Consider the following 25,318-nt stretch of genomic DNA (forward strand, 5'->3'; position numbering starts at 1 on the left):
CAGGGGGGTGACAGGGCAGTCCCTCCCACCAACGCCGACCGGGTTCCCCGGATTCCCCCCGCCGTCAGGCCCGGCCGGAGCGGACCGTGCGCCAGTGCCGACCCGGCCCCCGGCGCAGCGTCCACCGGCCGAGGTGGGCGATCGCGCCCAGGTCACGGGCCATGGTCCGCACGGCATCCTCGGCGACATCGTCCTCCCGGGCACCGTGGCTCGCCGGGACGAGGAAACGCAGGTGCAGCTGCGCCTGGCCCCGGACGACCTCCACGGAGCGGTCCTCCACCAGGTGCGTGCGCGCCAGCAGCTCCTCGGCCCGCGGCAGGACGGTCGGCGGCTCCACCCCGGCAGGCACACCGAGGACGTCGAGGGCGACCCGGTAGGAGGGCATCAGGAGTCGCCGCGCGGTGGTGTCCACCCGGTCTCGCGCGCCCAGGCCTCCAGACGCGCGTGGATGCCGTCGAACCACGGCTCCTTGGCCGCGGCGTACTCTCCGCGGGAGCGACCCGACGTCGCGAGCCGCTCCTTCTCCGCGCGGTACTCGGCTCGCGCACCGGGCTCGGCGCGCAGCCAGTCCCGGACGAGCAGCGCCCACCGCCACCCCGGGGACCCGACCTCCCGCACGTGCACGTGGACCGGGACGGCCGGGTCACACCCCCGGTGGTACCGCTTGGGCCAGGGCGCGCCCCCCTTCGGGTTGTCCTGCCGGACGTCCTCCCGGCGCGGCCATCCGCCCTCGGCCGTGGCCCGCAGGAAGTCCGCCCCGTCGGCCACCTCGAGGGACTCGACGCCGACCTGCAGGTCGATGATCGGCTTGGCGTACATCGGCACCGAGGTCGAGCCGATGTGGTCGACGGTGACGGCGAGGTCACCGAGTCGGTGTCGCAGGCGGGCGATCTCCCGCGCGGCCTGCGCCGCCCACGCGGGATCCGGCTCGGTCAGGACGAGCTCGTCGGGAGCGGTCACCGGACGCATCGCGGCGAGGTTGTCGGCGAAGGGGGCCAGCCGCTCCTCCCAGAGCCGGTCCACCGCCGTCAGGAGGGCCCCGGGCGTGCCGTTGTTGTCGAGCAGGACGTCGGCGACCGCCCGTCGCTCCTCGTCGTCCGCCTGCGCCGCCACCCGTGAGCGGGCCTCGTGCTCCGGTGTGCCGCGCAGCTCGACGAGACGCCGCACCCGCTCCTCCTCCGCGGTGTCGACGACGACGACGAGGTGGTACTCCCCCGCCATCCGCTTCTCGACGAGCAGCGGCATGTCGTGCACCGCGACCCGGCTGCCCCCCGACTCCGCTGCCTCGAGCCGCTGAGCCGTGCGCTCCCAGATGGCCGGGTGGGTGATGCCCTCCAGTGCCGCCAGCGCCTCCGGGTCACCGAAGACCACCCGGCCCAGCGCCGGACGGTCCAGTGCCCCCTTCGCGTCGAAGACCTGGTCCCCGAAACGCGCCCGGATCAGCTCCAGCGCCGGCTCCCCCGGCTCGACCACCTCCCGCGCGATGAGGTCGGCGTCCACGACGACCGCCCCGAGCTCGGCCAGACGCCTCGAGACGGTCGACTTGCCGGAACCGATCCCACCGGTGAGGCCCACGCGCAGCATGCCGGCGATCCTAACCACGCTCGGTGGAGCACACCGGCGGGTGTCGTGGGTAGCGTCGACGTCGTGGACTCCCAGACACTCGTCAACCTGCTGCTCGTCATGGTCTTCGTCCTCGTCGGGGGTGTCTTCGCCGCCACCGAGATGGCGATCGTGACCCTGCGCGAGGGACAGGTCCGTGCCCTCGAGGAGGGCAGTGGGCGGGAGCAGCGACTGGCCGGCCTGGTGCGCAACCCGAACCAGTTCCTGTCCGCGGTGCAGATCGGCGTGACCGTGGCCGGTTTCTTCTCCTCCGCCTACGGTGGTTCCACCATCGCCCCGGACCTCGTGCCCGGACTCGTCGCCGTCGGCATCCCCGAGCCCGCCGCCGCCACCCTCGCGCTCGTCGCGATGACCCTGCTCATCGCCTACCTGTCCCTCGTCTTCGGCGAGCTGGCGCCCAAGCGCCTGGCGATGCAGAACAACCTGGCCTTCACCCGGGTCCTGGGGACCCCCCTGCGGCTCTTCGCCACGGTGGTCCGGCCCGTGATCTGGCTGCTGTCGGTCTCCACCAATGCCGTCGTCCGGCTCGCCGGAGGCAACCCCTCGGCCTCGGAGGACGAGATGACTCCCGAGGAGATCCGTGACCTCATCGAGGGGCACCAGGGGCTGCGCCCCTACCCGCGGCGGATCCTCACCGACGTCTTCCGGGCCGGCGAGCGGTCGCTGACGCGGGTGATGCGCCCACGCACGGACGTGGAGTTCCTCGCCGCGGACCTCACGCTCGAGGAGGCCAGGGAGCGGGTGCTCGACCTCCCGCACTCGCGCTTCCCCGTCACCGGGAGGGATCTCGACGACATCATCGGCTTCGTCCACATCCGTGACCTGCTCATGTCGCCGTCGCCGGAGAGCGGGGCCACCCGCGTGCGCGACCTCGCCCGCACGATCCTCGCCGTGCCCGACAGTCTCGAGGTCCTGGCCGCGCTGTCCCGGCTGCGGTCGGAGAAGCAGCCCCTGGCCATCGTCGTCGACGAGTACGGGGGGACCGACGGACTGATCACGATGGAGGACCTCGTCGAGGAGTTCGTCGGCGAGATCTACGACGAGCACGACCGGGGCGCCGAGCCCGAGGACACCGCCCGGCGCCGTGGGGAGACCCTCGTCGTCGACGGGTCGCTCAACGTCGAGGAGCTGTCCGAGCTCATCGGGACCGACGTCTCCGACGAGGACGTGGACTCGGCCGGCGGACTCGTCATGTCCCGGCTGGGGCGGTTGGCCGCGGTCGGCGACGTCGTCGAGGTGGCCGGGCAGCGACTGGAGGTGCTCTCCGTCGACGGCCGTCGCGTGGCGCGACTGCGGATCACCCCGCTCGAGTGACCGGCCCGACCCATGACGAAGGGGGCGCCGCACCGGTTCGGTGCGACGCCCCCTTCGAGGGTGCTGCTCGGGTCAGTTGCCCGTGAGCTTCTCGCGAAGCGCGGCCAGCGCCTCGTCCGAGGCCAGCGTGCCCTCGTTGGTCGGCGCGGCGGGGGCCGCTGCGCCGGAGCTGCCGGAGCTGGCGGAGCTGCTGCTCGGGGCCGGGGTGCTGCTGTCGGAGCTGTACGAGGTGGTCGCGACGTCGTCGCCACCCTCGGCGGCGGCCGCGTCGTCCGCAGCAGCCTTCTCCATCTGGGCGCGGTGCGCCTCCCAGCGGGCGTGCGCGTCCGCGTACTGCTTCTCCCAGGCCTCGCGCTGGGCCTCGTAGCCCTCGAGCCACTCGTTGGTCTCGGGGTCGAAGCCCTCGGGGTACTTGTAGTTCCCCTGCTCGTCGTACTCCGCGGCCATGCCGTAGAGCGTCGGGTCGAACTCGGTGAGGTTGGCACCGTCCTCGTTGGCCTGCTTGAGGCTCAGCGAGATGCGGCGACGCTCGAGGTCGATGTCGATGACCTTGACGAAGATCTCCTGGCCGACGTTGACGACCTGCTCAGGCAGCTCGACGTGGCGCTCGGCCAGCTCGGAGATGTGCACCAGGCCCTCGATGCCGTCCTCGACGCGCACGAACGCACCGAACGGGACGAGCTTGGTGACCTTGCCCGGGACGACCTGGCCGATCGCGTGGGTCCGGGCGAAGTGCTGCCACGGGTCCTCCTGCGTCGCCTTGAGCGAGAGGGAGACGCGCTCGCGGTCCATGTCGACGTCCAGGACCTCGACCGTGACCTCGTCGCCGACCTCGACGACCTCGGACGGGTGGTCGATGTGCTTCCAGGACAGCTCGGAGACGTGGACGAGACCGTCGACGCCACCGAGGTCCACGAAGGCACCGAAGTTGACGATCGAGGAGACGACGCCCGTGCGGACCTGGCCCTTCTGCAGCTCCTTGAGGAAGGTGGTGCGCACCTCGGACTGCGTCTGCTCGAGCCACGCACGACGCGAGAGCACGACGTTGTTGCGGTTCTTGTCGAGCTCGATGATCTTGGCCTCGATCTCCTTGCCGACGTACGGCTGGAGGTCGCGGACGCGACGCATCTCCACGAGGGAGGCGGGGAGGAAGCCGCGCAGGCCGATGTCGAGGATGAGACCACCCTTGACGACCTCGATGACGGTGCCGGTGACGACGCCGTCCTCTTCCTTGATCTTCTCGATGGTGCCCCAGGCACGCTCGTACTGAGCGCGCTTCTTGGACAGGATCAGGCGGCCTTCCTTGTCCTCCTTCTGGAGGACGAGGGCCTCGACCTCGTCGCCGACGGCGACGATCTCGGAGGGGTCGACGTCGTGCTTGATGGACAGCTCGCGCGAGGGGATGACGCCCTCGGTCTTGTAGCCGATGTCGAGGAGCACCTCGTCGCGGTCGACCTTGACGATGTGGCCCTCGACGATGTCGCCATCGTTGAAGTCCTTGATCGTGGCGTCGATGGCGGCGAGAAGATCTTCCTCAGAGCCGATGTCGTTGACGGCGATCTGAGGGGCGGTCGTGTCGACCGTGCTGGCAGTCATGTAGTAGGAACTCCGATTGTGGACAGTTGATCGTACGGACAGGTGGATACACAAAGAGTGCCCACCCATGCTAGTCGCCGGGGGCCATGCGGACAAAACCCCCTCCGGGTTACGGTCCGTCCATGGGTGATGGCTGGTCCGACGGGACGAACTCGGTGGCACGCCGGGAGAGCGGGCAGGCCGAGACGGTCACCGCGAACCGGTCCTGGTGGGACCGTGAGGCCGAGGACTACCTCGACGAGCACGGCGACTTCCTCGGCGACGCCGAGCTGGTGTGGGGGCCCGAGGGGTGGACGGAGTCGCAGCTGCGCGTGCTCGGTCCGCCCGAGGTCCTGCGTGGCGCCGACGTGCTGGAGTTCGGGGGCGGTGCGGCCCAGGGTGGGCGGTGGTGCGCCGCGCAGGGCGCACGCGTGGTCTCCAGCGACCTGTCGGGCGGGATGCTGCGCACCGCACGGCGGATCGATGCCCGCTCCCCCGGTCCCGCGCCGGCGCTGCTGCAGGCCGACGCCACACGCCTGGGTCTGGCCGACTCGAGCTTCGACATCGTCTTCTCCGCCTACGGCGCGACCCCCTTCGTCGCGGACAGCGCCGGGCTCATGGTCGAGCTGGCTCGGGTCCTGCGGCCCGGTGGCACGCTCGCCTTCTCCACCTCGCACCCGATCCGCTGGGCCTTCCCCGACGTGCCCGGGCCGGAGGGCCTGACGGCCACGGCCTCGTACTTCGACGAGACCCCCTACGTCGAGGACGAAGGGGGTCGGGCCGGTTACGTCGAGCACCACCGCACGATGGGCCACCGGATCGCCGAGATCCTCGACGCCGGGCTGGTGCTGCGCGCGGTGCTCGAGCCGGAGTGGCCGGCCGACAACACCGCGGTGTGGGGAGGCTGGTCGCCGTTGCGCGGGCAGCACTTCCCGGGGACGGTCATCTTCGTGGCCACGCGCCCGCTCGGATGAGGCCGCCCGGCGGCCACCGCTGGTCGTGCGTCAGCCGCGGCGCAGACGGGTGGTGTCGTCGTCGCCGAAGACCGGGTCGCCGCGGTCGTCCGCATAGGCCGGCGTCGTGTCACGGCGCTTGCCACGGCCGATGATGACCGACAGGACCAGGCCGAGGAGCAGCAGGACCAGTCCGATGGCGGTGAAGGCGATCGGCAGGGTGGTGTGGACCAGCGCCAGCAGCTTGGAGCTGGACTTGTAGTCCTCGACGTTGGTGTCGACGGTCTCCTGCGTGAAGCTCGAGGTGGTCGTCAGGGCGTTGACGCTCTCACCACCGTGGCGGAACTCCTGGTGCTGGTCCTCGACACGGTCGATGATGACGCCCGTCACCGGGTCCACCCAGAAGGTGCGCTCGTTGGAGTAGAAGCGGTCGGCCTCGACGGCCGGGGAGGAGGGGGCCAGGCCGAAGAGCGATCCCGGCAGCTCCATAGTCGTGTACTTGGTGAGCGGGACCTCGCTGGTGAACTTGTACAGGTCCATCCCCTGGATCGTGTCCTCGCCCACGTACGTGACGGGGTAGGCCTTGCCCACGGTCGCGTCCCACCACTGGTAGGTGTCGACGGGCTTGGTGTCGAACGGGAACTTCACGACCTGTCCCTCGCGCTCGACCTCCTCGCCGTTCTCGGACTCGCCGCAGCAGTTGATCGCCTCGCCGGTGTGGCGGTCGAAGACGGCGACGGATGTGCTGCCGGCCATCGGCATGTTGTCACCGTTGTTGTCGCTGACCTGGCCCATGTTCCACACCGCGACGTCGCGGCCGGTCTCCTCGGATGCGGCCTCGGAGGCCTCCGGGTCACCGATGATGCGCACGGTGGTGGTCAGCTCGCCCGAGCCCGGCTCGACGTTGTCGGCGTCGAAGTAGGTCGCGTCGGGGTCCTGGACGACCGACGTCGAGTTCTGGTTGGTCGGGACCACCGCGAGGTTCGGGTAGGCATAGAACCGGAAGAGCAGTCCCATGGTGAGGATGAACGCGCCGACGCCCATGATGATCGCCGGCAGCAGATACTTGCGCACGAGAGTAACCCTCCTTGGCCTGAACAACTTACCGGACGGTAGCACCTCTCCGGCCTCGCTTCACGCGGGACGCACCCTAGAGGACGTGTCCTTCGCCACCGTTGACATCGGGGCGCTCGTCACCGGGCGTCGTCGAGCCCAGAAGTCGGTCGACCACGACAGCGATCCCCGCGTCCTCGCCGACCCGGGTCGTCCGCATCCCGAGACCTGCGGCGGGCGCGAGGTCGGTCGGCATGTCACCGATCATCAGGCAGCGGCCCGCCCGCGCCCAGGGCGCTCGGGCGAGCGCTGCGCGGAAGAGGCCGTCCCGCGGCTTGCGGCAGGCGCACTCCCCCTCCTCGTGCGGGCACACCGCGATCGCGTCGAGACGGCCACCCCCACGGGCCAGCTCCTCGGTGAGGTACCCGTGCACGGACTCGAGGTCGTCGCCGCTCATCCGGCCGCGCGCGACGCCCCGCTGGTTGGTCACGAGGACGGTGCGGCACCCGGCCGCCGTGATCCGGCCGACGGCACGGGCGGCTCCCGGCAGCAGGACCAGCTCCTCCGGACGGGTGACGTACCCGTCCTCGACGCGCACGTTGAGCGTCCCGTCCCGGTCGAGCAGGACGAGGTCGAAGGGCGCCCCCGGCGCGGCGGGGTCGATCACCGCGGGACCGAACCACCACGGCTGCGGGATCAGCCCTGCTCCTGCATCGCGTGGTCGACCGCCTCGCACCAGGTGTGCGCCCACAGGAGGTGGACCTCCTGGATCCGCGGTGTCTCCTGCGACGGCACGACGAGGAGGTGGTCGGCGTGGTCGCCCAGGCCGGCCCCCTTCGCCCCGGTCATGAGGATCGTGACGAGACCGCGTGAGCGCGCCTCCGCGAGCGCGGCGACGATGTTGGGACTGCTGCCCGAGGTGGACATCGCGAGGAGGACGTCCCCGGGTCGGCCGAAGGCCTGCACCCCCCGCAGGAACACCTGGTCGAAGCCGTAGTCGTTGCCGATCGCGGTCAGCGAGGAGTGCGACTCGGCCAGGCTGATGGCCGGCAGCGGGTGACGGTCGGCGACGCACTTGCCGAGGAACTCCGCGGCGACGTGGCTGGAGATCGCGGCGCTGCCGCCGTTGCCGGCGACGAGGAGGGTCCGCCCCGAGCCCAGGGCCGTCAGCACCGCCCGGCCGGCCGCGTGGGCGCGGTCGCGCAGGTCGGGGGCCGCGACCCGGGCCGCCAGCTCGCCCCACGCCGCGATCCCGGCGTCGAGCCGTGCCGCGACGTCGTCGCTCGCCGTGGTGTCGTCGGTGGTCATTGCCTGCCCTTCCACGTGGTGACGCCCTGCTTGGTGAAGGTGAACTCCGAGACCGACAGGCCCAGGTCGATCAGGGCGTCGGCGACGACGTGGCGCCGCTCGAACTCGCAGATGAAGATCAGGTGGCCGCCACCCCCGGCTCCCGTGACCTTGCCCCCGAGCGCGCCGCTGTGCATGGCACGGTCGACGGCCCGGGTGATGAGCGGGGTGGTGATGCGCGAGGACATCCGCTGCTTCTCGCGCCACGCCTCGCCGAGCAGGTGGCCGACCTCGTCGACCCGCCCCCTCAGGAGCGCGACGCGCATCGCGTCGGCGAGGTCGCGCTGCGCCCGCAGCCCGGCGACGGCGTCGACGTTGCCGGTCTCGTAGCGGGCGACCTGGTCCTCGATGATGTGGTCGCTGACGCGGGTGCGCCCGGTGTACGCGAGGAGCATGTTGTGCTCGAGCTCGTGCACGGTGTCGGGGCGGACGCGCAGGGGGTTGACGACGACCTGGCCGTCGGTGCGGAACTCCATGAAGTTGAAGCCGCCGAAGGCGGCGGCGTACTGGTCCTGGGAGCCACCGGGGATCGCGAGGTCCTCGCGCTCGAGTCGGTAGGCGAGCTCCGCGATCTCGTACGGACCCAGGTCGAGGCCGCAGTGGCGGCCGACGAGGTCGATGACGGCCACCATCACGGCACTCGAGCTGCCCAGGCCCGAGCCGGGCGGGGCGTTGGTGTGCAGGAAGAGGTCGAAGCCGTCGGAGGCCATCGCCCCCTCGAGCGTCATGATCCTCGCGATCGCCGCCTTGGGCAGGTCCAGCTCGCCGTCGAGCTCGAGCGGTGCGCCGACGTCGTAGCCGATCGATGTGCCGTAGTCGTGCGACTCGACGGTGATGTGCCCGTCATCGCGCGGACGCAGGGTCGCGTAGGCGTAGCTGCCGATCGTCGCGCTGAGGACCGCGCCCCCTTCGCGCTCCGGGAAGGGGGCCACGTCGGAGCCGCCGCCGGCGAAGCTGACCCGTAGGGGCGCACGGGCACGCAGAACCGGGCGCACGGTCATGGATCTCCCTCTCATGGAGCACAATCGACTTGATACCGAATAGTAGGTGACGACATCGACACGCCCCCGCACGCCCGGCCACGCATCCTCGGCCTCGACCTGCTCCGCGCGGTCGCGGCCTGGCTCGTCCTGCTGTCCCACGTCGCCTTCTGGACGGGGAAGAGCAGCGAGGGCGTCGTCGGCGGGCTCGCCGCCCGGGGTGAGCTCGGGGTCGCGGTCTTCTTCGCCCTGTCGGCCTTCCTGCTGTCCGCCCCCTTCGTCCGGCGGGCGCTGGGACGACCCGCCCGGTGGTCGCCCGGCACCTACCTCGTCCGCCGAGCGGCCCGGATCATGCCGGCCTACCTGCTCGCCCTGGCCGGTGTCGTCACCGCGGCCGCGCTGCTCGGTGGGGCCGCGGCGGACGTGCTCGACGTCCCGACCGTGCTCGTCCACCTCGTCATCGGCCAGGGGTGGACGGGCCGCACCTTCCCGTCGTTCACCCAGACGTGGAGCCTGACGACCGAGGTCACCTTCTACCTGCTCCTCCCCCTCGTCGCCCTCCTGCTGGCCCGTCCGACGAAGGGAGCCGCGCCCACCGCGACGGCCCGGCGCCTGCTCGTGGCCTGCGGTGTCGTCGCCGTCGTGGGGCTGCTCGGCCAGGGCTTCACCGGTGTGCTGCCCGACCCCGACCCCGCAGGGGTCCTGGGCACCTCGGTGGCCGGGCACGCCGCGTGGTTCGCCCTCGGGACCGCCGTCACGGTCGTCATCGAGGCCGAGCAGGCGGGCCACCCCCTCACCCGGCACCCCGCCGTGGAGTTCCTGCGCACGAGTCCCGGGACCCTGCTCGTCCTCGCCGGTGTGCTCTGGCTGGTCGCGTCCACGGACGTGGCCGGGCCCCGGGGGCTGGAGCCGGCGAGCGGTGCCGAGTCGGTCGCGGCCGAGGCCCTCTACGGGCTCGTCGCCGGGTGCCTGCTGCTCGCGGCGACGACCCGCGGCCTGACGGAGCTGCTCACCGACTCACCGCTCGCCGGGCCGGCCCGGTGGCTCGGCGACACCTCCTACGCCGTCTTCCTCTGGCACGTCCTCGTGCTCCAGGTCAGCTTCGCGCTGCTGGACCTGCAGCTCTTCGCCGCCCCCTTCGTCCTCACCCTGGTGCTGACCACGGTCCTCAGTCTGGGTCTGGCGCACCTGTCGTGGAGCCTCGTGGAGCGCCCGGTGCTGGCCCTGGCCCATCGACGCCGGCACGCACCAGTGCCGCAGCCAGCACCCCGAGCGTGAGGGCCCCCAGGGCCTGCGCCACCCAGGCCCCGGTCGACTGACGCTCCGCGACACCGAGGACGGACAGTCCCACCCCGGCGCCGGCGAGCACCAGCGCCACCGCGATCGCCCGGAACCGCACGGGCACGAGCGCCCCCACCACGGCCGTGAGCACGCCGAGGGGACCGGCCACGATGACCCCGACGGCCGCCGCGGTCAGGACACCGAGCACGATCGGACCCCGTCCGGGCCCCGCCGGCCCGACCGGCCGCGCGGTCGGGGTCGTCGGGGTCGCCCGCGGGAGGGCGGGGACGGACCGCCCGCGCCGGTGCAGGACCAGCTCCACGGCCCCCCACAGCAGGAGGAGCACGGTCGCGAGGGCGCCGACGGCCAGGGCAGATCGGTGGGTGCCGTTCGGCGTGAACTCGACGCTGACCGTCGTCGCCGGCCCCTCGGGCAGGACGAACGCCTGCCGCCACCCGTCGACGGTGGTCGCCCGCAGGCGCTCGCCGTCGGCGGTGGCCCGCCAGCCCTCGTTGGCGCCCTGGGTGAGCACGAGCAGCGAACGCTCCCCCGGCCCGACGTCGAGGGTCCAGCTGCCGGCGTGCTCGCGGTCGCTGTCCACGGTCCGCGCCCCGGTGACCTCGGGGGTGGTCCAGTCCCGGGGGACCAGGGCGACCCGCTCGGCCACGAGTCCGGGGACGGCGACGGCCGTGACCGTCCCGTCGCCGGCAGGCAGGTCACCGCAGGCCGTGGCAGGGACGGCCTCGCCGGCGATGAGGGACTGCCGTGGTGCGCTGAGGGAGAGGCCGATGCGACCGTCCTCCCGTCCGACGGCGCCCGCCTGCGAGCAGTCCAACCGGACCTGCTCCTGCGGTCCGTCGGTCCCCGGCACGCTCACCTCCGGTGCCGACCACGCGGCCAACCCGGGAGGCCGGGAGAAGGTCAGGGCGAGGTGCCGCGTCCGCTGCCTCGGGATCGTCAGCGTGGTCCCGCCGGGCAGCACGTGGCGCTCGGAGTCCGTCGCCACGGTGACCCGCCCGACGGCCCGGTCGAGGCGGATGGTCCCGACCTCCTGCTCGGATCCCAGGTCGATGGCCAGGACGGGGTCGGCCACCCCGGACGCGGGGGTCCACCGGGTGTCCGGGTCGCCGTCGAGAGCGGCCACGGGCCAGTGCTCGAGGTCCGAGGACGAGGCGAAGGCGTCCGGAAGGGTGCTGCCGTGCAACCGCCACGGTGCAGCGACCAGGTCCTGCCCGGCCGCACCGGGCCGGATGCGCACGGTGGCCGAGATCTGCGTCCTCGGGAGCTGCCCGACACGCCGCACGAGGCTGCTCGGGTCCTCCCCCGCGGTGAGGTCGGCGCCGGCCCGCGGGTCCCGGGTGAGCAGGACCGGGCCGCTGCCCCCGGGCAGCTCGAGACCCGTGCCGAGCTCCGGCCCGCCGCCGAGCTCGATCTCACGCACGCCCACCGGGCGGGCGTCGCCATCGTCATCCTCCGGCTGCGTGCTCAGCTCGATCGTGACCTCGTCGCGCTCGGTGCCGTCGAGGGGGACGCGCCAGGTCATCGAGTCCTCCGGGCGGGTCCCCTCCTCACCGTCGACGGTGACCGAGACGAGGCGTCCGAGGTCGCCGCCCCACGCCTCGTGGACGAGCACCTCGTGCGGGGAGGCGGATTCGTCGAGGTGGAGGGTGACCCGCTGCGTCGCGGCGCCGTCACCACTGACCCAGGCGGTCTCCGGGTCACCGTCGACGAGCGCCGGGGCGCCCTCCCCCGCACTCCCCGGGGCGGGGGCGAAGGGGGATGCGGCACTCGAGCTGGTGGCGATCCCGGACAGGCCGGTCCAGAAGCGGGTCGTCCACCCCCGGGTCGCGTCCTCTCCGTGCGTCGCGGGACCGGTGAGCGCCCGGCTGCCCACGAGCGCGGGCCGGGCGTCCGCGGCGGTCAGGGTCGGACCGCTGCCACCGGCCGGTGGGCGGCCGGAGTTGAGCGCCTGCCAGCGAAGGGTGTCGGTGCGCACCTCGGCCGGCCGGTCCGCGGTGGGTTGCCGCATCACCGACTCGGGGTCGAGGAGGCCCGCCGCGACGAGGGAGAACCACCCATCGGGCGATGCCGCCGCCGTGACCACGGTGTCGATCGGGACCGCGGTCGCCGGTGACACCGGCTCCTCGAGCCGCCAGATGCTGATCTCCTCGCTGCCCTCCCCGTGGGACCACGTGCGCGTGAGCCCCGGGGACGCCTCGAGGGTGGCGGCCACCTGTCGCGGGTCCACGGTCGCGAGGTCCGCCCTCAGCCCTCCGCGCACGACGACGCGCGAGATCCCCATCCGGCGCAGGCCCGCGGCCAGCTGCGGCTGGCTGCGCCCGGTGGCCGCGAGCGCGTCCACGTGGTCGAGCACGCGGGTGGCCCCCGGGTGCCCCAGCGGTGCGGCGGCCCGGACGAGGACCGGCGAGGACGCCAGGGCGCGCAGCGGCTCGTCGGTGACGCGGCCCCAGGTGAAGTCGGCCGTGCGCGCTCCGGGCAGGACCAGGGTCGTCCCTCCGTCCTCCTCGGCCAGGGCATCCACCCGCGCGGCGGTCTGCGACCAGGTCGCGGGGATGCCACCCGGCGCCCAGGCGTCACCGACCCGCCCCTGCCACACCGGCGACAGCGCCCCGACGAGGGCCAGGACGGTGGTGACCACGACGGCCTGCCGGACGACGGGCCCGGCCCCCCGGTCGACCCGGGTCGCCCAGTGGCTCAGCAGACCGACGCCGACGGCGACCGGCAGCCGCACGAGCAGGTCGGCCTTGTGGACGTTGCGGAAGGGGGCGAGCGGCCCGTCCAGAAGGTTCTGGACCGGCTCGGCGAGGATCCCCGAGGCGGCGCCCGTCCGGCCCATCGTCATGGTGACCGCGCCCAGGAGGACCAGCACGAGGGCCCACCGCGTGAGGTGGACCGAGCCCCCTTCGTCCTCGGTCGTGACCGGCTCGGACCGCCGCCGCACGAGTCCGGCGAGCCCGAGCCCCGCGAGCACCGTCGTCGCGATGATCGCGGTCACCGACTGCGCGAGCACCCACCCGCTCTGCCACGTCGGGTGGTCCCCCGCGGTGAGGATGAAGGCGATCCAGTGCTCGGTCCCCCGCAGCACGTTGGTCACCGACGCCACGGCCGTGGTCGTGGCGGCCACCTCGATGTGGTCGAGGAAGGGGTAGGAGTAGCGCCCGAGGACGACCAGCGGCCCGAGCCACCACAGGGCACCCAGGCCGCTCCCGAGCAGCCACCACGGCAGGGCCCGCCCCCTCTGCCTGCCGGCCGGCGCGAGCACGACCCACGCCGCCGCCGGCACGAGGGCGACGAGGGAGACCGTGGCGTTGACCCCACCGAGGCAGGCCGTGAGGAGGCCGGTGGCCGCGGCGCCGCCACGGCGGCCCACCACCCCGCTCCCGAGGCCGACCATCCGGTCGGCGGCGAGCACCAGCCAGGGCGCCAGCGCGTACGGCCACACCTCGACGGAGATCTCGGCCAGGACCGTGAGGACCCGCGGTGACAGGGCGAAGACGGCGCCGGTGACCAGTGCGGGCACCGTCGGCAGGCCGGCCACGCGACGGGCGAGCCTCTCCGCGCCCACGAAGGCGACGACGAGGAGGAGGGTCCACCAGAGCCTCTGGGTGACCCAGCCCGACAGCCCGACCGCGTCGCCGGCGAGGAAGAGGGTGCCCATCGGCCAGAGGTAGCCGTAGGCCTGGTTCTGCAGCTCGCCGATGCCGGTGTGGTCGTTCCACGCCCACAGGGCACGCTGCAGGTACCTGGAGGGCGCGACCACGAGGTCGGTCTTGGTGTCCGGCTGGAGGCGGCCGGGGGCGATGAGCCACGGCAGGACGCCCACGAGCACCGTCGCCGCGAGCCGCTGCACCCGCCGCCGGACCTCCTCGACGGCTCCCCCGGCGTCCGTCGGCGACCCGGGGTCCTGCGGCGCGGTCATCGCCGCCGGAGGATGAGCAGGAGGTTCCACGTGACGACCTCCCGGACGCCGGGCAGCCGCAGGACCGGCGCGCACCAGTCGGGCAGGTAGCGCGGACGGGCCGCGAGGACGTCGGCGTCCGCCGACCGGGCCCACTCCAGCCCCTGGCGCACCGAGACGCGGTGGAGGGTCTCACCGACCCGGTTCTTCGGCGGGTGCCCGTGCCTGCGCTCGTAGCGGCGGATGGCCCGCTGGCCCCCGAGCCAGTGCCAGGGCGAGGTCTCGTGCCCGCCCCAGGGCGAGAGCCAGTTGGTGTAGGAGAGGAAGACGATCCCCCCGGGCCGGGTCACGCGCAGCAGCTCGTCGGCCACCGCCTCGGGGTCCGGGACGTGCTCCCACATGTTGCTCGAGAAGACGACGTCGACCGAGCCGTCGGCCAGCGGCAGCTGCCGGGCGTCCCCGACCACGCCCTGCTCGCTCACGGAGGCGACCGTCGCGTCGTGGTCGAGGGGGAGGTACCGCGCCCCCTCCTGGCGGAAGGCCTGCGCGAACTCGCTCGGGCCCGCTCCGACGTCCAGCACCGTCCGCCCGCGCAGCTCGGTGTGCTCCCGCAGGAGGTCGATCGAGTCCGCCGCCAGCTCCGAGTAGAAGCGGTGCGGGTCCGTCTGCTCGACGAGGAAGGAGGAGAAGAGGCGCACCGAGCGTCGGATCCCGCGATGCGCGGCGGGCGGGCTGGTCATCGGCACGTCACCCATCGGCGGAACGCCACCATGGCCACCGGATCCGTCCTGCCGACGGGCGACCAGCTGCAGCGTCGGCCGGGTCCGTGGCCGCACGAGGCGCTGGGCGAGCACGAGCGGCAGGCTCGCGACCGCGGAGGCCACCACGGCCCTCGAACCGAGCACGCCGTGGGGTCGCGGGCCCGGTCGCAGGGCCCGGGCCACGCTCGCGGCGTCGACGCTGAGGCTGTCGAGCAGGAGGCGACGGACCTCGATGTCGACGAAGCCCGCGGCCTCGGCCGCCCGCGCGAGCGAGTCGGCCGTGAAGAACCGCACGTGCGTGGGGTCCTCGAGCATCCACCACGCCGCCCCGTAGCGCTCGAGTGCCGTGCTGTCACCGGCCGGGGTGAGGAAGCTCACGCGCCCGCCCGGGCGCAGCAGGTCGTGGGAGACCGCGAGCGCCCGGTGGGGGTCCGCCACGTGCTCGAGCACGTGGACACCGTAGACGAGGTCCTGCTCGCCCGGCAGCGCCGACGCGTCCTCGATCCCGCCCACGCGCAGGTCACCCCGGGCCCGCACCACCGGGTCCACGTCGACGAGCAGCTGGTCCGGGTCGACGCCGGAGACCTCGGCGCCGTCGTCGAGGAAGCGGCGCAGGAGGGCGCCCGACCCGTACCCGATCTCGAGGACACGGGCCGGGAGGCCGTCACGCACCAGCTCCCGGTGGGTCAGGTCCAGACGGATCCGGTCGAGGGTGGGCTCACCCCCGTAGGCCAGGTCACGGTGATCGGCCGGGCAGCGCCCGAGATCGCGCCGGAGGTGGCCGCACCGGGTGCAGCGGTCGAGGACGCCCCCACCCCTGAGGGCCTCGCCGAGGACCAAGGAGCCGCACATCTCACACTGCGATCGGGGCGTTTGGCCTACCGTTGGGTAACTCACAGCAGTAGCCTACTGTCGGCGCCGGATCTCCCGGTGTCGGCAAGGAGAGACGATGACGACGAGCAGGACCTCGCCGAAGACCCCCCTTCGGGTGCTGTACCTGTCCTGGCGCGACCGCGAGAACCCGGAAGCGGGCGGGGCCGAGACCTTCACCGAGCGGACCTCCGAGGTCCTTACCCGGCAGGGCCACGAGGTGACGATCTTCACCGCCTCCTACCCCGGTGCCAGCCCACGCACCCGGCACGGTGACGTGCAGGTCGTCCGCCGCGGCTCGAAGTTCAGCGTCTACCTGCACGGGATGTGGCACCTCCTGCGGCACGGCCGCGACTACGACATCGTGCTCGACGTGCAGAACGGCGTGCCCTTCTGGTCACCGCTGGTGTCGAGGGCCCCGGTCATCAACATCGTCCACCACGTCCACCGGGAGCAGTGGGGTGTCGTGTTCAACGAGTCCGTGGCGCGCCTGGGGTGGCTCCTGGAGTCGAAGGTCGCCCCCTGGGTCTACCGCAGGAACCGGTACGTGACGGTCTCCAAGTCGACCCGTGACGAGCTCGCGGGCCTGGGCGTCGACCCCGGCCGGGTCGACCTGGTCTACTCGGGCAACGACCGACCGGAGGACCTGGACCGCTTCGCGGCCATGGAGCGCACCGAGACCCCTTCGATCCTCTTCCTGGGTCGCCTCGTGCCGCACAAGCACGTCGAGCAGGCCGTCGACATCCTCGCCTCACGGGCGGCGACCCACCCCACTCTCGAGCTGCACGTCGTCGGTGGCGGCTACTGGGAGGCGGAGATCGCCAAGCACGCCCAGGAGCGTGGTGTGGCCGAGCGCGTCCACCTCCACGGCTTCGTCGACGAGCCGGTCAAGCACGAGCTGCTGGCCCGCGCGTGGGCCGTCGTCATGCCCTCGCACAAGGAGGGGTGGGGCCTGACGATCGTCGAGGCCGGCCTGCACGGCACCCCGGCCGTCGCCTACTCCTTCGCCGGCGGGCCGAGCGAGTCCATCGTGCACGGCCGCACCGGTCTGCTGGCCGACTCGGTCGAGCAGTTCGAGGAGCACGTGATCGACCTCATCGACGACCCCGTGCTCCGGCGCACCCTGGGCCGCACCGCCCGCCTCTACGCCAGCTCCTTCGACTGGGGCCGCACCGGACGACGTCTGGAGTCGGTGATCGCGTCCGTCGTCGGCCACGCCGACCGGTACCGCGACGACGTCATCGACCTCGACGCCCTCATCGCCACCCGTCCGCCCGAGGCCGCCGCCGACGGCGCCCACGAGGAGGAGCTGGAGGCCATCGCGTCCTGATCGACGCGAGCACCCCACTCCCCGGGCACCGCGAAGGGGGCCGTCCGCACCGGCGGACGGCCCCCTTCGTCGTGCGGGGTCAGCTGTTGTAGTTGATGACCTGCTGGTTCTCCTGCGGGATGGATGCGTTGTTCTGGGACTGGACGATGCCAAAGATGGCCAGGGCCGCGACGAGCGCGCCCAGAACGGTGCCGCCGACGTTGTAGGCGATCTTCTTCGAGCCGGTGTTCACTGCAGAGCCCTCCAGGAGTGGATGTCTTTCGTCCATGGTATACCCACGAGTCACTAGGGCGCGACCGTTGCGTCCGGTGTCACGTCCCGGATCGGCGGGTCCGCACGGCCAGGCCGACGGACACGAGGACGGCCACCAGCGTACCGACCAGGCCCGCGGCCGCCACCGGGTCGGGGGACGCCGTCGTGTCCGGGGCCGGTCCGAGGTCGTGGACCTCGAGGTCACCGGCCACGAGCACCGGTCGACCGGGCAGGTCCGGCACCGACCCGGGAGGGGCCGGCTGGTCCGTCTGGATGATGACCCACCGCACGCCCTCCCGCTCCAGGACCTCGGTCACCTCGCCTCCCGTGGCCAGCGACTCGGCCACGGCGGCCGCCGCCGGGTCCTCCCCCGCGACCGTCGGCTCCCCCCGGAGGGCGAGGCGGTCGTCGGAGACGACGCGCTGCGGCAGCAGCCGGTTCCAGGGGTCGAGGAGGACCCGGTCCTCGTTCCAGTCGTAGCGTCGGTACGTCGACCACGGGAAGACCGCCACCGCCTCGTTCGAGGTCGACAGCTCTGCGGTGACGGTCTCGACCTCCTGCGGCCAGCCGACGCTGCCCCACGTTCCCGAGTGGCCCCACGCCAGCGTCGGGAGGGTGGCCACCGGCCAGACCACGGCGACGGCGAGCAGGACCACCGGGAGCCGGTGCAGCCGGACGCGGTCGACGACCTGCGCGGACGCGACGGCGACGAGGAGCACCCACAGCGCGGTGAACTTCTGCGCGTCCCGCAGGATCCCCCCGCCGGGGACGGAGGTCACCACGGCCTCCAGGAGGGGGGAGCCACCCGGCAGGACCGCCAGCCCCGCCAGCACCAACCCCAGGGCACCGGCAGCCGTGGCTCCCCGGGGCAGTGGATCGGCCCACCACTGCCTGCGCCGGAGGGAGAGCAGGAGCAGCGCGAGGACCGCCACGAGTGCGCCCGTGGCCACCGGCCAGGTCGTGCGCTCGACGAACCACGTCCGTTCGTGCCAGAGGCCACCGCCGAGGAGCAGGGAGCCGAGGGGGCCGAAGGGGGTGTCGGCCGCCGCGGCGAAGGCGCTCGCCCCATCGGGGTCGGCCGCGTGGGAGGCCGACCGCAGGAAGGGGTACCACCAGGAGGCATTGGCCAGCAGGGCCGTGCCGACGACGATGGCGAGGTGCCGCGGACGTGGCCGTCCCGGCCGCCCCGGGGTGAGCACGACGACCGCCGCGAGGAGGGTCGCAAGGACCCCCGGGGTCGAGCCGGCGAGGGCGGATGCGGTCAGGGTCACGACGAGGGCCGTGGCCCCCTTCCCCGAGGAGCGCAGACGGGCCGCGGCCAGGAGGACCCACGGCAGCAGGGCGAAGCCGATGAGGTAGCCCCAGTGACCGATGCCGAGGCGCTCACCCACCCAGGGGTTCCACGACCACCAGGTCGCCGCGGCCAGGGCCCCGGCGCGGGTGGTGGCCAGCCGGCCGGCCCCGGCACCGCCGAGCACGAAGCTGCCCAGGAGCAGGAGCTTCTGCACCACCCATCCCGGCAGCGCCATGGATGCGAGCGCGACGAGCAGGTCGTTCGGCACCGCGCGCGGGACGCTCCCGTCGGTGCCCAGGGTCCGCGCCGACAGCGGTGGATCGGGGACGAATACGAGGTCGTAGTGCAGCGTGTAACCCGGTGCGAGGGCGGGCCCGAGGACGAGGACCCCGAGCACCAGGCCGACCACTCCCCCGATCGTCCCCGGGCGCACCCGAGCGCGCGCGGCGTCCATCAGCGGGACCGGTGCAGTGCCTCGACCTCGCTGAAGGCCTCCCCCATCGCCACGCACTGGGTCGCCAGGTCGTGGTGCGCCACGGCATGACGTCGGTTGGCCGCCCCGACCGCGACCCGCCGCGCCGGGTCGGACAGGTGGTGGAGGAGCCCCTCGGCCAGGGCCTCCGCCGAGTCCTCCACGAGATGGTTCGGCGGGTGGACCGCCTCGTCGTTCGTGCCGCACCGGGTCGTGACGATCGGCAGCCCGCTGGCGAGGGCCTCGAGGTAGGCCAGGCCCAGCTGCTCGGTCCACTTCCACGTCGGGCGTGGCGCCGTCGTGAAGACGGCCGCGGAGCGCATCAGCTCGGCGACCCCACCGGTGTCGAGCGACCCCATGAGCTCGACCCCGCTGCGCGGGTCGTCCGCCTCGGCCCGCACGAGGTGCTCCAGCGGCCCCCTCCCGGCGACCCGCAACCGCGCCTCCGGGATCGAGCGACGCACGATCCGCATGGCCTCCAGGACGCGGTCGATGCCCTTGTTCTCCGCCAGGGGCGACGCGAAGACGACGACCGGCTCCTCCGTCGGCGTCGGCGCCGGGTGGAACAGCTGCGTGTCGACACCGGGTTTGACGACCCGGATCAGCTCCTCGTCGAAGCCGTTGGCCAGCAGGTGGTCCCGCGCCGCGTCGACCATGCACAGGAGCAGATCGGCGTCACGGCAGGAGTTCAGCGCCTGCCGGTAGGGCGGGATCGTGTACAGGGGCTGGTCGGGGAGGTTCTCCCACGTGATCACGGCCTGCAGCGGACGCGGCGAGCCGGCGGCACGCGCCTTGCGGCGCCACCCCGAGGCCTGCCCCGTGACGAGTGAGCAGAGCTCGAGCGAGGCCACCCAGTCGTACTCCCCCGGGTCCTGCTCGTCCAGGCCCCGGACCCAGGCGAGCGCCCCCGCCTCGACGAAGCGCTTGATCGGACGGCGGTAGGTGCTGGGGATCCAGTCGACGTCCCCCACGGGCTCCTGCCGGGCCATGGCCCGTACCTGCGTGCCGGGCATGCGCGACATCCAGTACAGCTCGCGCCGGGCCCGCTGGTCGGGCAGCGAGACCCAGAGCATGCGCCGGACGTCGTCCGCCACGCTCATCGCGCCGCCCGCGCGACCCGGTCACGGCGGCCCCTGCGGGCACCGAGGGCGTAGCCGCCGGCCTCCAGGACGCGCAGCAGGACCATCCCCGCGGCGTGGCCGGGACGCCTCAGCAGGCGGCGGTGGTTGCGCACGTACGACATCAGGACGGCCCGGCCCTGCGCCGTCACGGCACCGTCGTGCTCCTGCGCGAAGGCAGGGATGCTGCGGCCGTAGTAGTACCGCTTGCGCATCACGTCGGCGACCGTGAGCCGGCCCTCGTCGTGGTCGATGATGATCGGGGCCAGCTCGATGCCGGCGCCGGCCGCGCGCATCTTCATCCGCAGGTCGGCGTCCTCCGGCCCGGACATGTCCGGGTGGAAGGCGCCCTCCCCGAGGAGGTAGTCACGCCGCACCAGCCTCGGGTTGTGCAGCCACGGGTCGTCGAGATAGCACTCCCGCTCCAGCGCGCGGCAGGCCGTCCAGAAGCCGTCACCGATCGTGCGCTCGGGCAGGGCGATCCCCGTCGCACCCGTCGCGTGCGCCGTCTCCAGCGCCAGGGCGATCGTCCTCGGCGGCAGGATCATGTCGCTGTCGAGCCACAGCACCCACTCGGACGTCGCCGCCCGCACGCCGGTGTTGCGCTGGGCCGATCGTTCCGGTCCGGCGGTGATGACCCGGTCGGCGATGCCCTCGGCGATCTGCCGGGTGCCGTCACTGCTGTGGTTGTCCACGACGATCAGCTCGACGTGCGGGTGCGTCTGGTCGGTGACAGAGCGCAGGCACGCCTCGATCGTCCGCAGGTTGTCGCGGGTCGGGACCACGACGGTCACGGAGTCCGCACGATGCCGCTCCACTGGTCCGGTCACAGGTCGGGCTCCTCTGGTTCGTCGTGGCGCATGAAGGTACCGAGGACCGCGAGCACGAGTCCGGCACCTGCGATGTGGTGGGGCACGAGTGCCGACTTGACCGCATCGGCATCGACGGTACCCAAGGTGTCGGTGATGAGGGCGGCGTACAGGACGAAGACCGCCGCCGAGAGCAGGACGAGCCCGGCACCGGCAGTGATGAGCAGTCCGGGCCGCGGGTCCGTGCGGCGCACGAGGAGCACGACCACCAGCGCAGCCAGGCCACCACCGATGCCGGTGACCGCTGCCGTCCCGAGCACGAGTGCGCCCTCGACCGCGAGGCGGCGACCACCGCGTCGCTGCGTCAGCACCTCGGTGAGGCCCCGGGTGACGGGACGGTGCGGCACCTCGGCGCCGGACTCCGCCTCGGTCGTCGACGCGCGCGGCGTCCCCCCACGGGAGAACGGGTCGTCCCCGGGCACGTCGCCGGTGAGGAACGCGTCGTCCTCGCGCGAGGACGTGGGCTGCGCGGCCGGCTCCCGGCCCCACTCGCTCGCGCGCTCCGCGCGCACCCTGGACACCCGGCGACGCACCAACGGGGCGAAGAAGACCGCGAGCGCGACGAGCAGAGCGACACCGGAGAGCACCAGGGCGACGTTCGCCCGGCGCTGCGGCCCGTACCCGATGTGCACGGTGTGCTCGTCGAGGTCGTCGACGTACCAGCCGACGGCGTACCCGTTGACGACGACCGGCTCACCCAGGTCCGTGCCGTCCTCGAGCGTGGCGTTCCACCGGGGGTCGAAGCCCTGGCCGATGGACAGGAAGTAGGGCTTCTGCGCCCGGCCCACGTCGACGGTCATGGCCGAGGTGAAGGTCCTGCGCTCCACCTCGACGACCGGCGAGGGCACCTCCTGCGCGACCTCGCTCCCCCGGACGTCGCGCAGGCTGAGCTCGTCGAGCTGGAAGTCGTCCACGGGGCGCAACCGGTGCTCTCCCCAGACGAGCGACTGCTCGCCGCACCCGACCCACGGCGTGCCGTGGCCATCGGTCCCGCCGATCTCCTCCGGGTCCTCCGGCCGCATGCGCACGGGCTCGCCGTCGATCGTGGCGATCGTGACGCATGGACGACCAGTGTCTCCCCCGGTGATCGTGGCACCGGTGTCGATGCTCACGAAGCTCGCGGGGCGCTCGCCCCGCGAGGTGTCCAGCTCGTCGATCCGCAGGCGCACGGTCCTGCCGCTCGTGCCCGGCGGCAGCTCGATCGTGGCCCTGCCGGGGCGCAGCTCCCCGGTCGCGACCTCCTCGCCGTCGACGAGGACGGTCGCGGAGGTCGCCCAGGCGGTGTCGTCCTCGTCGCCCGGGCCCGCCTCCTGCCTGACCGTGACCTGCGAGAGGTCCCGCCGCGGCCCGGTGATCTGCCACCACGCCTCGGCGGGATCCCCACCCGGGACCCAGGCCGTCTCCGCCGACCCGTCGGCCGCCTTCGACGCGCGGCGTGCCAGCGAGTCGAAGTACGTCCGGCTGGAGCGGGCCCGGTAGGTGTCGTCCTTCCCGGAGAGGCGGTCGGCCACCAGCTCGAGGTCACCGCGCGCTCGCACCCGGGCGGCGAGCTCGAAGGTCCGGTCGTCCGGCAGCGTGAAGTTGCGGCTCAGGTCCGTCTCCGTGTCGTCGCCGGGGTCGGAGGTGTTGGTCACCCGGGTGAAGAGCACATCGAGCGGCACCGTGCCGAAGGTCTGCCGCTCATCAGCGGACAGGTCGCCGTAGAGGCGCGAGAAGGTGTCGGGGGCCGCGATCGCGCGCTCGGCGACGAGGTCGTCGTCGCCGAGGTCGATCTCGGACACGCCGACCAGGCTGACGCCCTCGCCCTGCAGCTCCCCGACGGTCAGCTCCACCTCGTCGGCGCTCACGCCCCCCAGGTCGAGCGTCGCCGTGCCGTCCTCGTCCACCTCGACGGTCCTGGTCACGCCACCGGCGCGGAGGTGGAAGGAGGAGATCGACACGCCCCCCAGGGCCGTGGTGTCGATGGTCACCGTGTCCAGGGTGCGCTCCTGCGGCAGCCGGAGGGTGAGTGACTCACCCTCGGCGCGGCGGAAGTCGCCGAAGAGCCACGAGGTCGACGGGTCCCCGTCCACGGCGTTCTCCGCCATTCCGTGCGGCAGGTCGAAGAAGGCGCCGCCCTCGCTGGTCGCCTCGACGAGCACGCCGCTCGCGGCGAGCGTGCTCTGGTCCTCGGCCTCGCCGAGGGCCCGGGTGATCGCCGGCTCCTCCTCCGGGGGGAGCACGGCTCCCTGGTTCGCCGTCAGCCGGTTGGTGATGGCCGCACGACGCTGGTTGGTGTCGGTGAGGACCATCCGGGGCTCCTGCTCGAGGAGACGAGCGAGCTCTTCCCCCGAGAGGTCCTGCGCGTACCGCATCGCCGGCGAGCCCGCGAGGAGCCCCTGCTGGGCCATCGGGGGGATCGCCCACGCGTCACCGGCCACGACGACGCTGCCGGTCGCGGGCGTCGCGCGCACCATCCCCCGGGAGTCCTTGACCCCGTACAGCTGCAGGGGCGGCAGGAGGGCCTCGGTCTGGGACTGCGGCGGCACGGACCGGGTGAACATGTTCTGCCCGGACCGGCCGAAGTTCCGCAGTCCCTGCAGGCCCTCGTCCTCACTCAGCGCCTGGGCGGTGTGGGCCGGGCGGGCCCCTCCGGAGTCCTCCCACTCCACGTCGTGGCGCAGCAGGACGTGGTCGACCCCCAGGTAGCGGGCGAAGGGGGACACGTCCGTGCTCCCGGCCGTCCCCGACTGCAGGGTGGAGTTCAGCGCGGCGAGGTAGTTCCCTCCCCACTGGGAGGTGTTCGGGACCGTCTCGGGGATGACGGCGTCACGCTCGAGCAGGGAGTTGGGCAGGTCGTCCGGTCGCTCGGGGCTCCAGCGGTAGTCGGACCGCGTCTGCCCGGGCAGCAGGAGCGCCCGTTGGTTGGGGTCGCCCGTGTCGACGGTGTCAGCGGCCTCCTCCCAGTAGTCGGGGACGTCCAGCGCCGAGACGTAGAGGTTGCCGGTCACGGCGGGGGCGACGAGGGCGAGCACGGTCGCCGTGCCCAGGGTGCCGACGATCGGTCCACCGCCGGGCCGGCGGACCACCGCGGGCACGAGACGGACGAGGGCCCACCCGATCACGAGCGCGAAGGCCAGCGCGAGGCCGGCACCGATCTTGTTGGTGGTCCGGAAGGCGACGAGCGGCCCGATGTCCTCGAGGGCCCAGCGCAGGACGGCGGCGAAGGGGGACCCGCCGTTGCCCCCCGGGTAGAGCCCGACCATGATCACGGCGACCATGCCGGTCGCCACCGCCGACAGCCGCGCCAGACGCGTGGGCACCACCCTGAGCGAGAGCAGGGCCAGGGCCGGCCAGAGCATGGTGAGCAGGATGATCACGGCGCTGGCGAAGTACATGGCGAACTGCGGCAGCCAGGGTCCGGCGTCCCCGGAGCCGTAGTACGACCACAGCCCCAGGCCGCGGAGCACCTCGACGAAGGAGCTCGTCCGGGCGATCCCGTCGAGGGACTCGGACCCGGCCGCGATCTGGCTGCCCGTCTCGCTGGCGGCAGCGCCCGGGATGAGCCAGTAGAGGGAGACGAGGATGACGAAGAGGGCGCTCTTGCCCAGTGCGGCCGCCACCCGGGACCACCGCAGCCCCTGCTCGGCGCGCACGTAGAGGGCCACCGGGATGATCAGCAGGAGCTGGTAGACGGGGACGACGCCCACGTTCATCCCGCTCATGCCGAAGAAGACCAGCCCGACCGCGGCCGGCCACGCCCAGCCCGAGGGGTCGCGCAGCGACTTCGTCACCGCGACGAGCAGCCAGGGCAGCAGTGCCATCGGCAGGGCCACCGCCAGCGTGCTTCCCGCCGCAACGGCGTAGGGGTTGGCGATGTAGGCCACACCGGCGAGCAGGCCCGCCCAGACGCCCGCACCGGGCACGAGGGTGCGCAGGAGGCGGTTGGTCCCCCAGGCGGCCAGCGCCCAGAGGATGAGGTGGTAGACCTTGAAGGCCATCTCGGGGTCGAGACCGATGCCGCGCAGGAGCGCCGTCGTGGCCAGGACCGGCACCAGCCCGACGTTGAAGTTCGGCGACCCGAGATAGGGCGAGGAGGTCCAGGCCGACAGGTACCGCGGCAGCGTCTCACCGGGGTTGAGGTAGACCTCTGGTTTGATGTCGGTCTGGAAGACACCCCAGCTGTTGGCGAAGACGATGACCGCCAGGAGCACGAAGAGGATGACGGAGATCATCCGCACGGAGACCGCGCGGGGTAGCCGGAGCCGGCTGCGCACGCTGACGTCTCCTCTCGTCCGGTCCTGGGGTGTGACGCACCTGCAGCACGC

General features: G+C 72.9%; 18 protein-coding genes. 4 read left to right on the plus strand and 14 right to left on the minus strand.

Annotation, left to right across the window (positions count from 1 at the left end):
* Nucleotides 1–64 precede the first annotated feature (64 nt).
* Nucleotides 65–412 (minus strand): hypothetical protein, encoded by a 348-nt coding sequence (locus O9K63_RS05220; protein WP_277241194.1) that lies wholly within the window; start codon nucleotides 410–412, stop codon nucleotides 65–67.
* Nucleotides 385–1,584 carry a dephospho-CoA kinase gene (gene coaE, locus O9K63_RS05225; RefSeq protein WP_277241196.1) on the minus strand — a complete coding sequence of 400 codons (1,200 nt, stop codon included), beginning with the start codon at nucleotides 1,582–1,584 and terminating at the stop codon, nucleotides 385–387. Before coaE ends, O9K63_RS05220 begins: the two co-directional genes overlap by 28 nt.
* Nucleotides 1,585–1,647: 63 nt before the next feature.
* Here coaE and O9K63_RS05230 point away from each other — a divergent pair, with 63 nt between their 5' ends.
* Nucleotides 1,648–2,937, plus strand: coding sequence for a hemolysin family protein (locus O9K63_RS05230; RefSeq protein ID WP_277241198.1), 1,290 nt, complete (start codon nucleotides 1,648–1,650; stop codon nucleotides 2,935–2,937).
* Between the two features lie 72 nt (nucleotides 2,938–3,009).
* Here the strand turns inward: O9K63_RS05230 and rpsA are convergent, their stop codons facing one another.
* A complete protein-coding gene (gene rpsA, locus O9K63_RS05235; RefSeq protein WP_277241200.1) occupies nucleotides 3,010–4,533 on the minus strand; it encodes a 30S ribosomal protein S1 in 1,524 nt (507 codons plus the stop codon).
* Between the two features lie 122 nt (nucleotides 4,534–4,655).
* Between rpsA and O9K63_RS05240 the strand changes: the two genes are divergently transcribed.
* Complete coding sequence (locus tag O9K63_RS05240) at nucleotides 4,656–5,486, plus strand: class I SAM-dependent methyltransferase (RefSeq protein ID WP_277241202.1); 831 nt, start codon at nucleotides 4,656–4,658, stop codon at nucleotides 5,484–5,486.
* Between the two features lie 30 nt (nucleotides 5,487–5,516).
* Here the strand turns inward: O9K63_RS05240 and O9K63_RS05245 are convergent, their stop codons facing one another.
* The 4 genes from O9K63_RS05245 to O9K63_RS05260 all read right to left on the minus strand — a co-directional run bounded on the left by O9K63_RS05245 (nucleotide 5,517) and on the right by O9K63_RS05260 (nucleotide 8,866).
* Nucleotides 5,517–6,539, minus strand: a complete 1,023-nt coding sequence (locus O9K63_RS05245) for a DUF3068 domain-containing protein (protein ID WP_277241203.1) — start codon at nucleotides 6,537–6,539, stop codon at nucleotides 5,517–5,519.
* A gap of 76 nt (nucleotides 6,540–6,615) precedes the next feature.
* Nucleotides 6,616–7,185: a D-glycero-alpha-D-manno-heptose-1,7-bisphosphate 7-phosphatase gene (locus tag O9K63_RS05250; RefSeq protein ID WP_277241205.1), complete on the minus strand. Its 570-nt coding sequence runs from the start codon at nucleotides 7,183–7,185 to the stop codon at nucleotides 6,616–6,618.
* 29 nt (nucleotides 7,186–7,214) lie between these two features.
* Nucleotides 7,215–7,826 (minus strand): D-sedoheptulose-7-phosphate isomerase, encoded by a 612-nt coding sequence (locus tag O9K63_RS05255; RefSeq protein ID WP_277241207.1) that lies wholly within the window; start codon nucleotides 7,824–7,826, stop codon nucleotides 7,215–7,217.
* Nucleotides 7,823–8,866, minus strand: coding sequence for a GHMP kinase (locus O9K63_RS05260; RefSeq protein ID WP_277241209.1), 1,044 nt, complete (start codon nucleotides 8,864–8,866; stop codon nucleotides 7,823–7,825). The genes O9K63_RS05255 and O9K63_RS05260 overlap by 4 nt, the downstream gene beginning before the upstream one ends.
* A gap of 132 nt (nucleotides 8,867–8,998) precedes the next feature.
* On the opposite strand from O9K63_RS05260, the gene O9K63_RS05265 reads away from it, so the two are divergent.
* Nucleotides 8,999–10,123, plus strand: a complete 1,125-nt coding sequence (locus O9K63_RS05265; RefSeq protein ID WP_277242266.1) for an acyltransferase family protein — start codon at nucleotides 8,999–9,001, stop codon at nucleotides 10,121–10,123.
* On the opposite strand, the gene O9K63_RS05270 is transcribed toward O9K63_RS05265, so the two are convergent.
* Entirely contained in the window at nucleotides 10,014–14,066 is a 4,053-nt protein-coding gene (locus O9K63_RS05270; RefSeq protein ID WP_277241211.1) for an alpha-(1->3)-arabinofuranosyltransferase domain-containing protein, read from the minus strand. The genes O9K63_RS05265 and O9K63_RS05270 overlap by 110 nt on opposite strands.
* On the minus strand, nucleotides 14,063–15,658 hold the full coding sequence (locus tag O9K63_RS05275; RefSeq protein ID WP_277241213.1) for a class I SAM-dependent methyltransferase: 1,596 nt from the start codon (nucleotides 15,656–15,658) through the stop codon (nucleotides 14,063–14,065). Before O9K63_RS05275 ends, O9K63_RS05270 begins: the two co-directional genes overlap by 4 nt.
* A 97-nt stretch (nucleotides 15,659–15,755) precedes the next feature.
* Here O9K63_RS05275 and O9K63_RS05280 point away from each other — a divergent pair, with 97 nt between their 5' ends.
* The gene (locus tag O9K63_RS05280; RefSeq protein WP_277241215.1) at nucleotides 15,756–17,006 is read left to right on the plus strand and encodes a glycosyltransferase family 4 protein; all 1,251 of its coding nucleotides are present in this window, start codon (nucleotides 15,756–15,758) and stop codon (nucleotides 17,004–17,006) included.
* A gap of 79 nt (nucleotides 17,007–17,085) precedes the next feature.
* Here the strand turns inward: O9K63_RS05280 and O9K63_RS05285 are convergent, their stop codons facing one another.
* The 5 genes from O9K63_RS05285 to O9K63_RS05305 are packed head-to-tail and all read right to left on the minus strand — an operon-like array spanning nucleotide 17,086 to nucleotide 25,267.
* Nucleotides 17,086–17,274, minus strand: coding sequence for a hypothetical protein (locus O9K63_RS05285; protein WP_277241217.1), 189 nt, complete (start codon nucleotides 17,272–17,274; stop codon nucleotides 17,086–17,088).
* 43 nt (nucleotides 17,275–17,317) lie between these two features.
* A complete protein-coding gene (locus tag O9K63_RS05290; RefSeq protein ID WP_277241219.1) occupies nucleotides 17,318–19,006 on the minus strand; it encodes a hypothetical protein in 1,689 nt (562 codons plus the stop codon).
* Nucleotides 19,006–20,124, minus strand: coding sequence for a glycosyltransferase (locus tag O9K63_RS05295; RefSeq protein WP_277241221.1), 1,119 nt, complete (start codon nucleotides 20,122–20,124; stop codon nucleotides 19,006–19,008). The genes O9K63_RS05290 and O9K63_RS05295 overlap by 1 nt, the downstream gene beginning before the upstream one ends.
* Nucleotides 20,121–20,936: a glycosyltransferase family 2 protein gene (locus O9K63_RS05300; RefSeq protein ID WP_277241223.1), complete on the minus strand. Its 816-nt coding sequence runs from the start codon at nucleotides 20,934–20,936 to the stop codon at nucleotides 20,121–20,123. The genes O9K63_RS05295 and O9K63_RS05300 overlap by 4 nt, the downstream gene beginning before the upstream one ends.
* 32 nt (nucleotides 20,937–20,968) lie before the next feature.
* Nucleotides 20,969–25,267: an alpha-(1->3)-arabinofuranosyltransferase domain-containing protein gene (locus O9K63_RS05305; protein ID WP_277241225.1), complete on the minus strand. Its 4,299-nt coding sequence runs from the start codon at nucleotides 25,265–25,267 to the stop codon at nucleotides 20,969–20,971.
* Between the last annotated feature and the right edge of the window lie 51 nt (nucleotides 25,268–25,318).

The organism is Janibacter cremeus (assembly GCF_029395675.1).
In the GTDB taxonomy this organism is placed as follows: Bacteria; Actinomycetota; Actinomycetes; order Actinomycetales; family Dermatophilaceae; genus Janibacter; species Janibacter cremeus_A.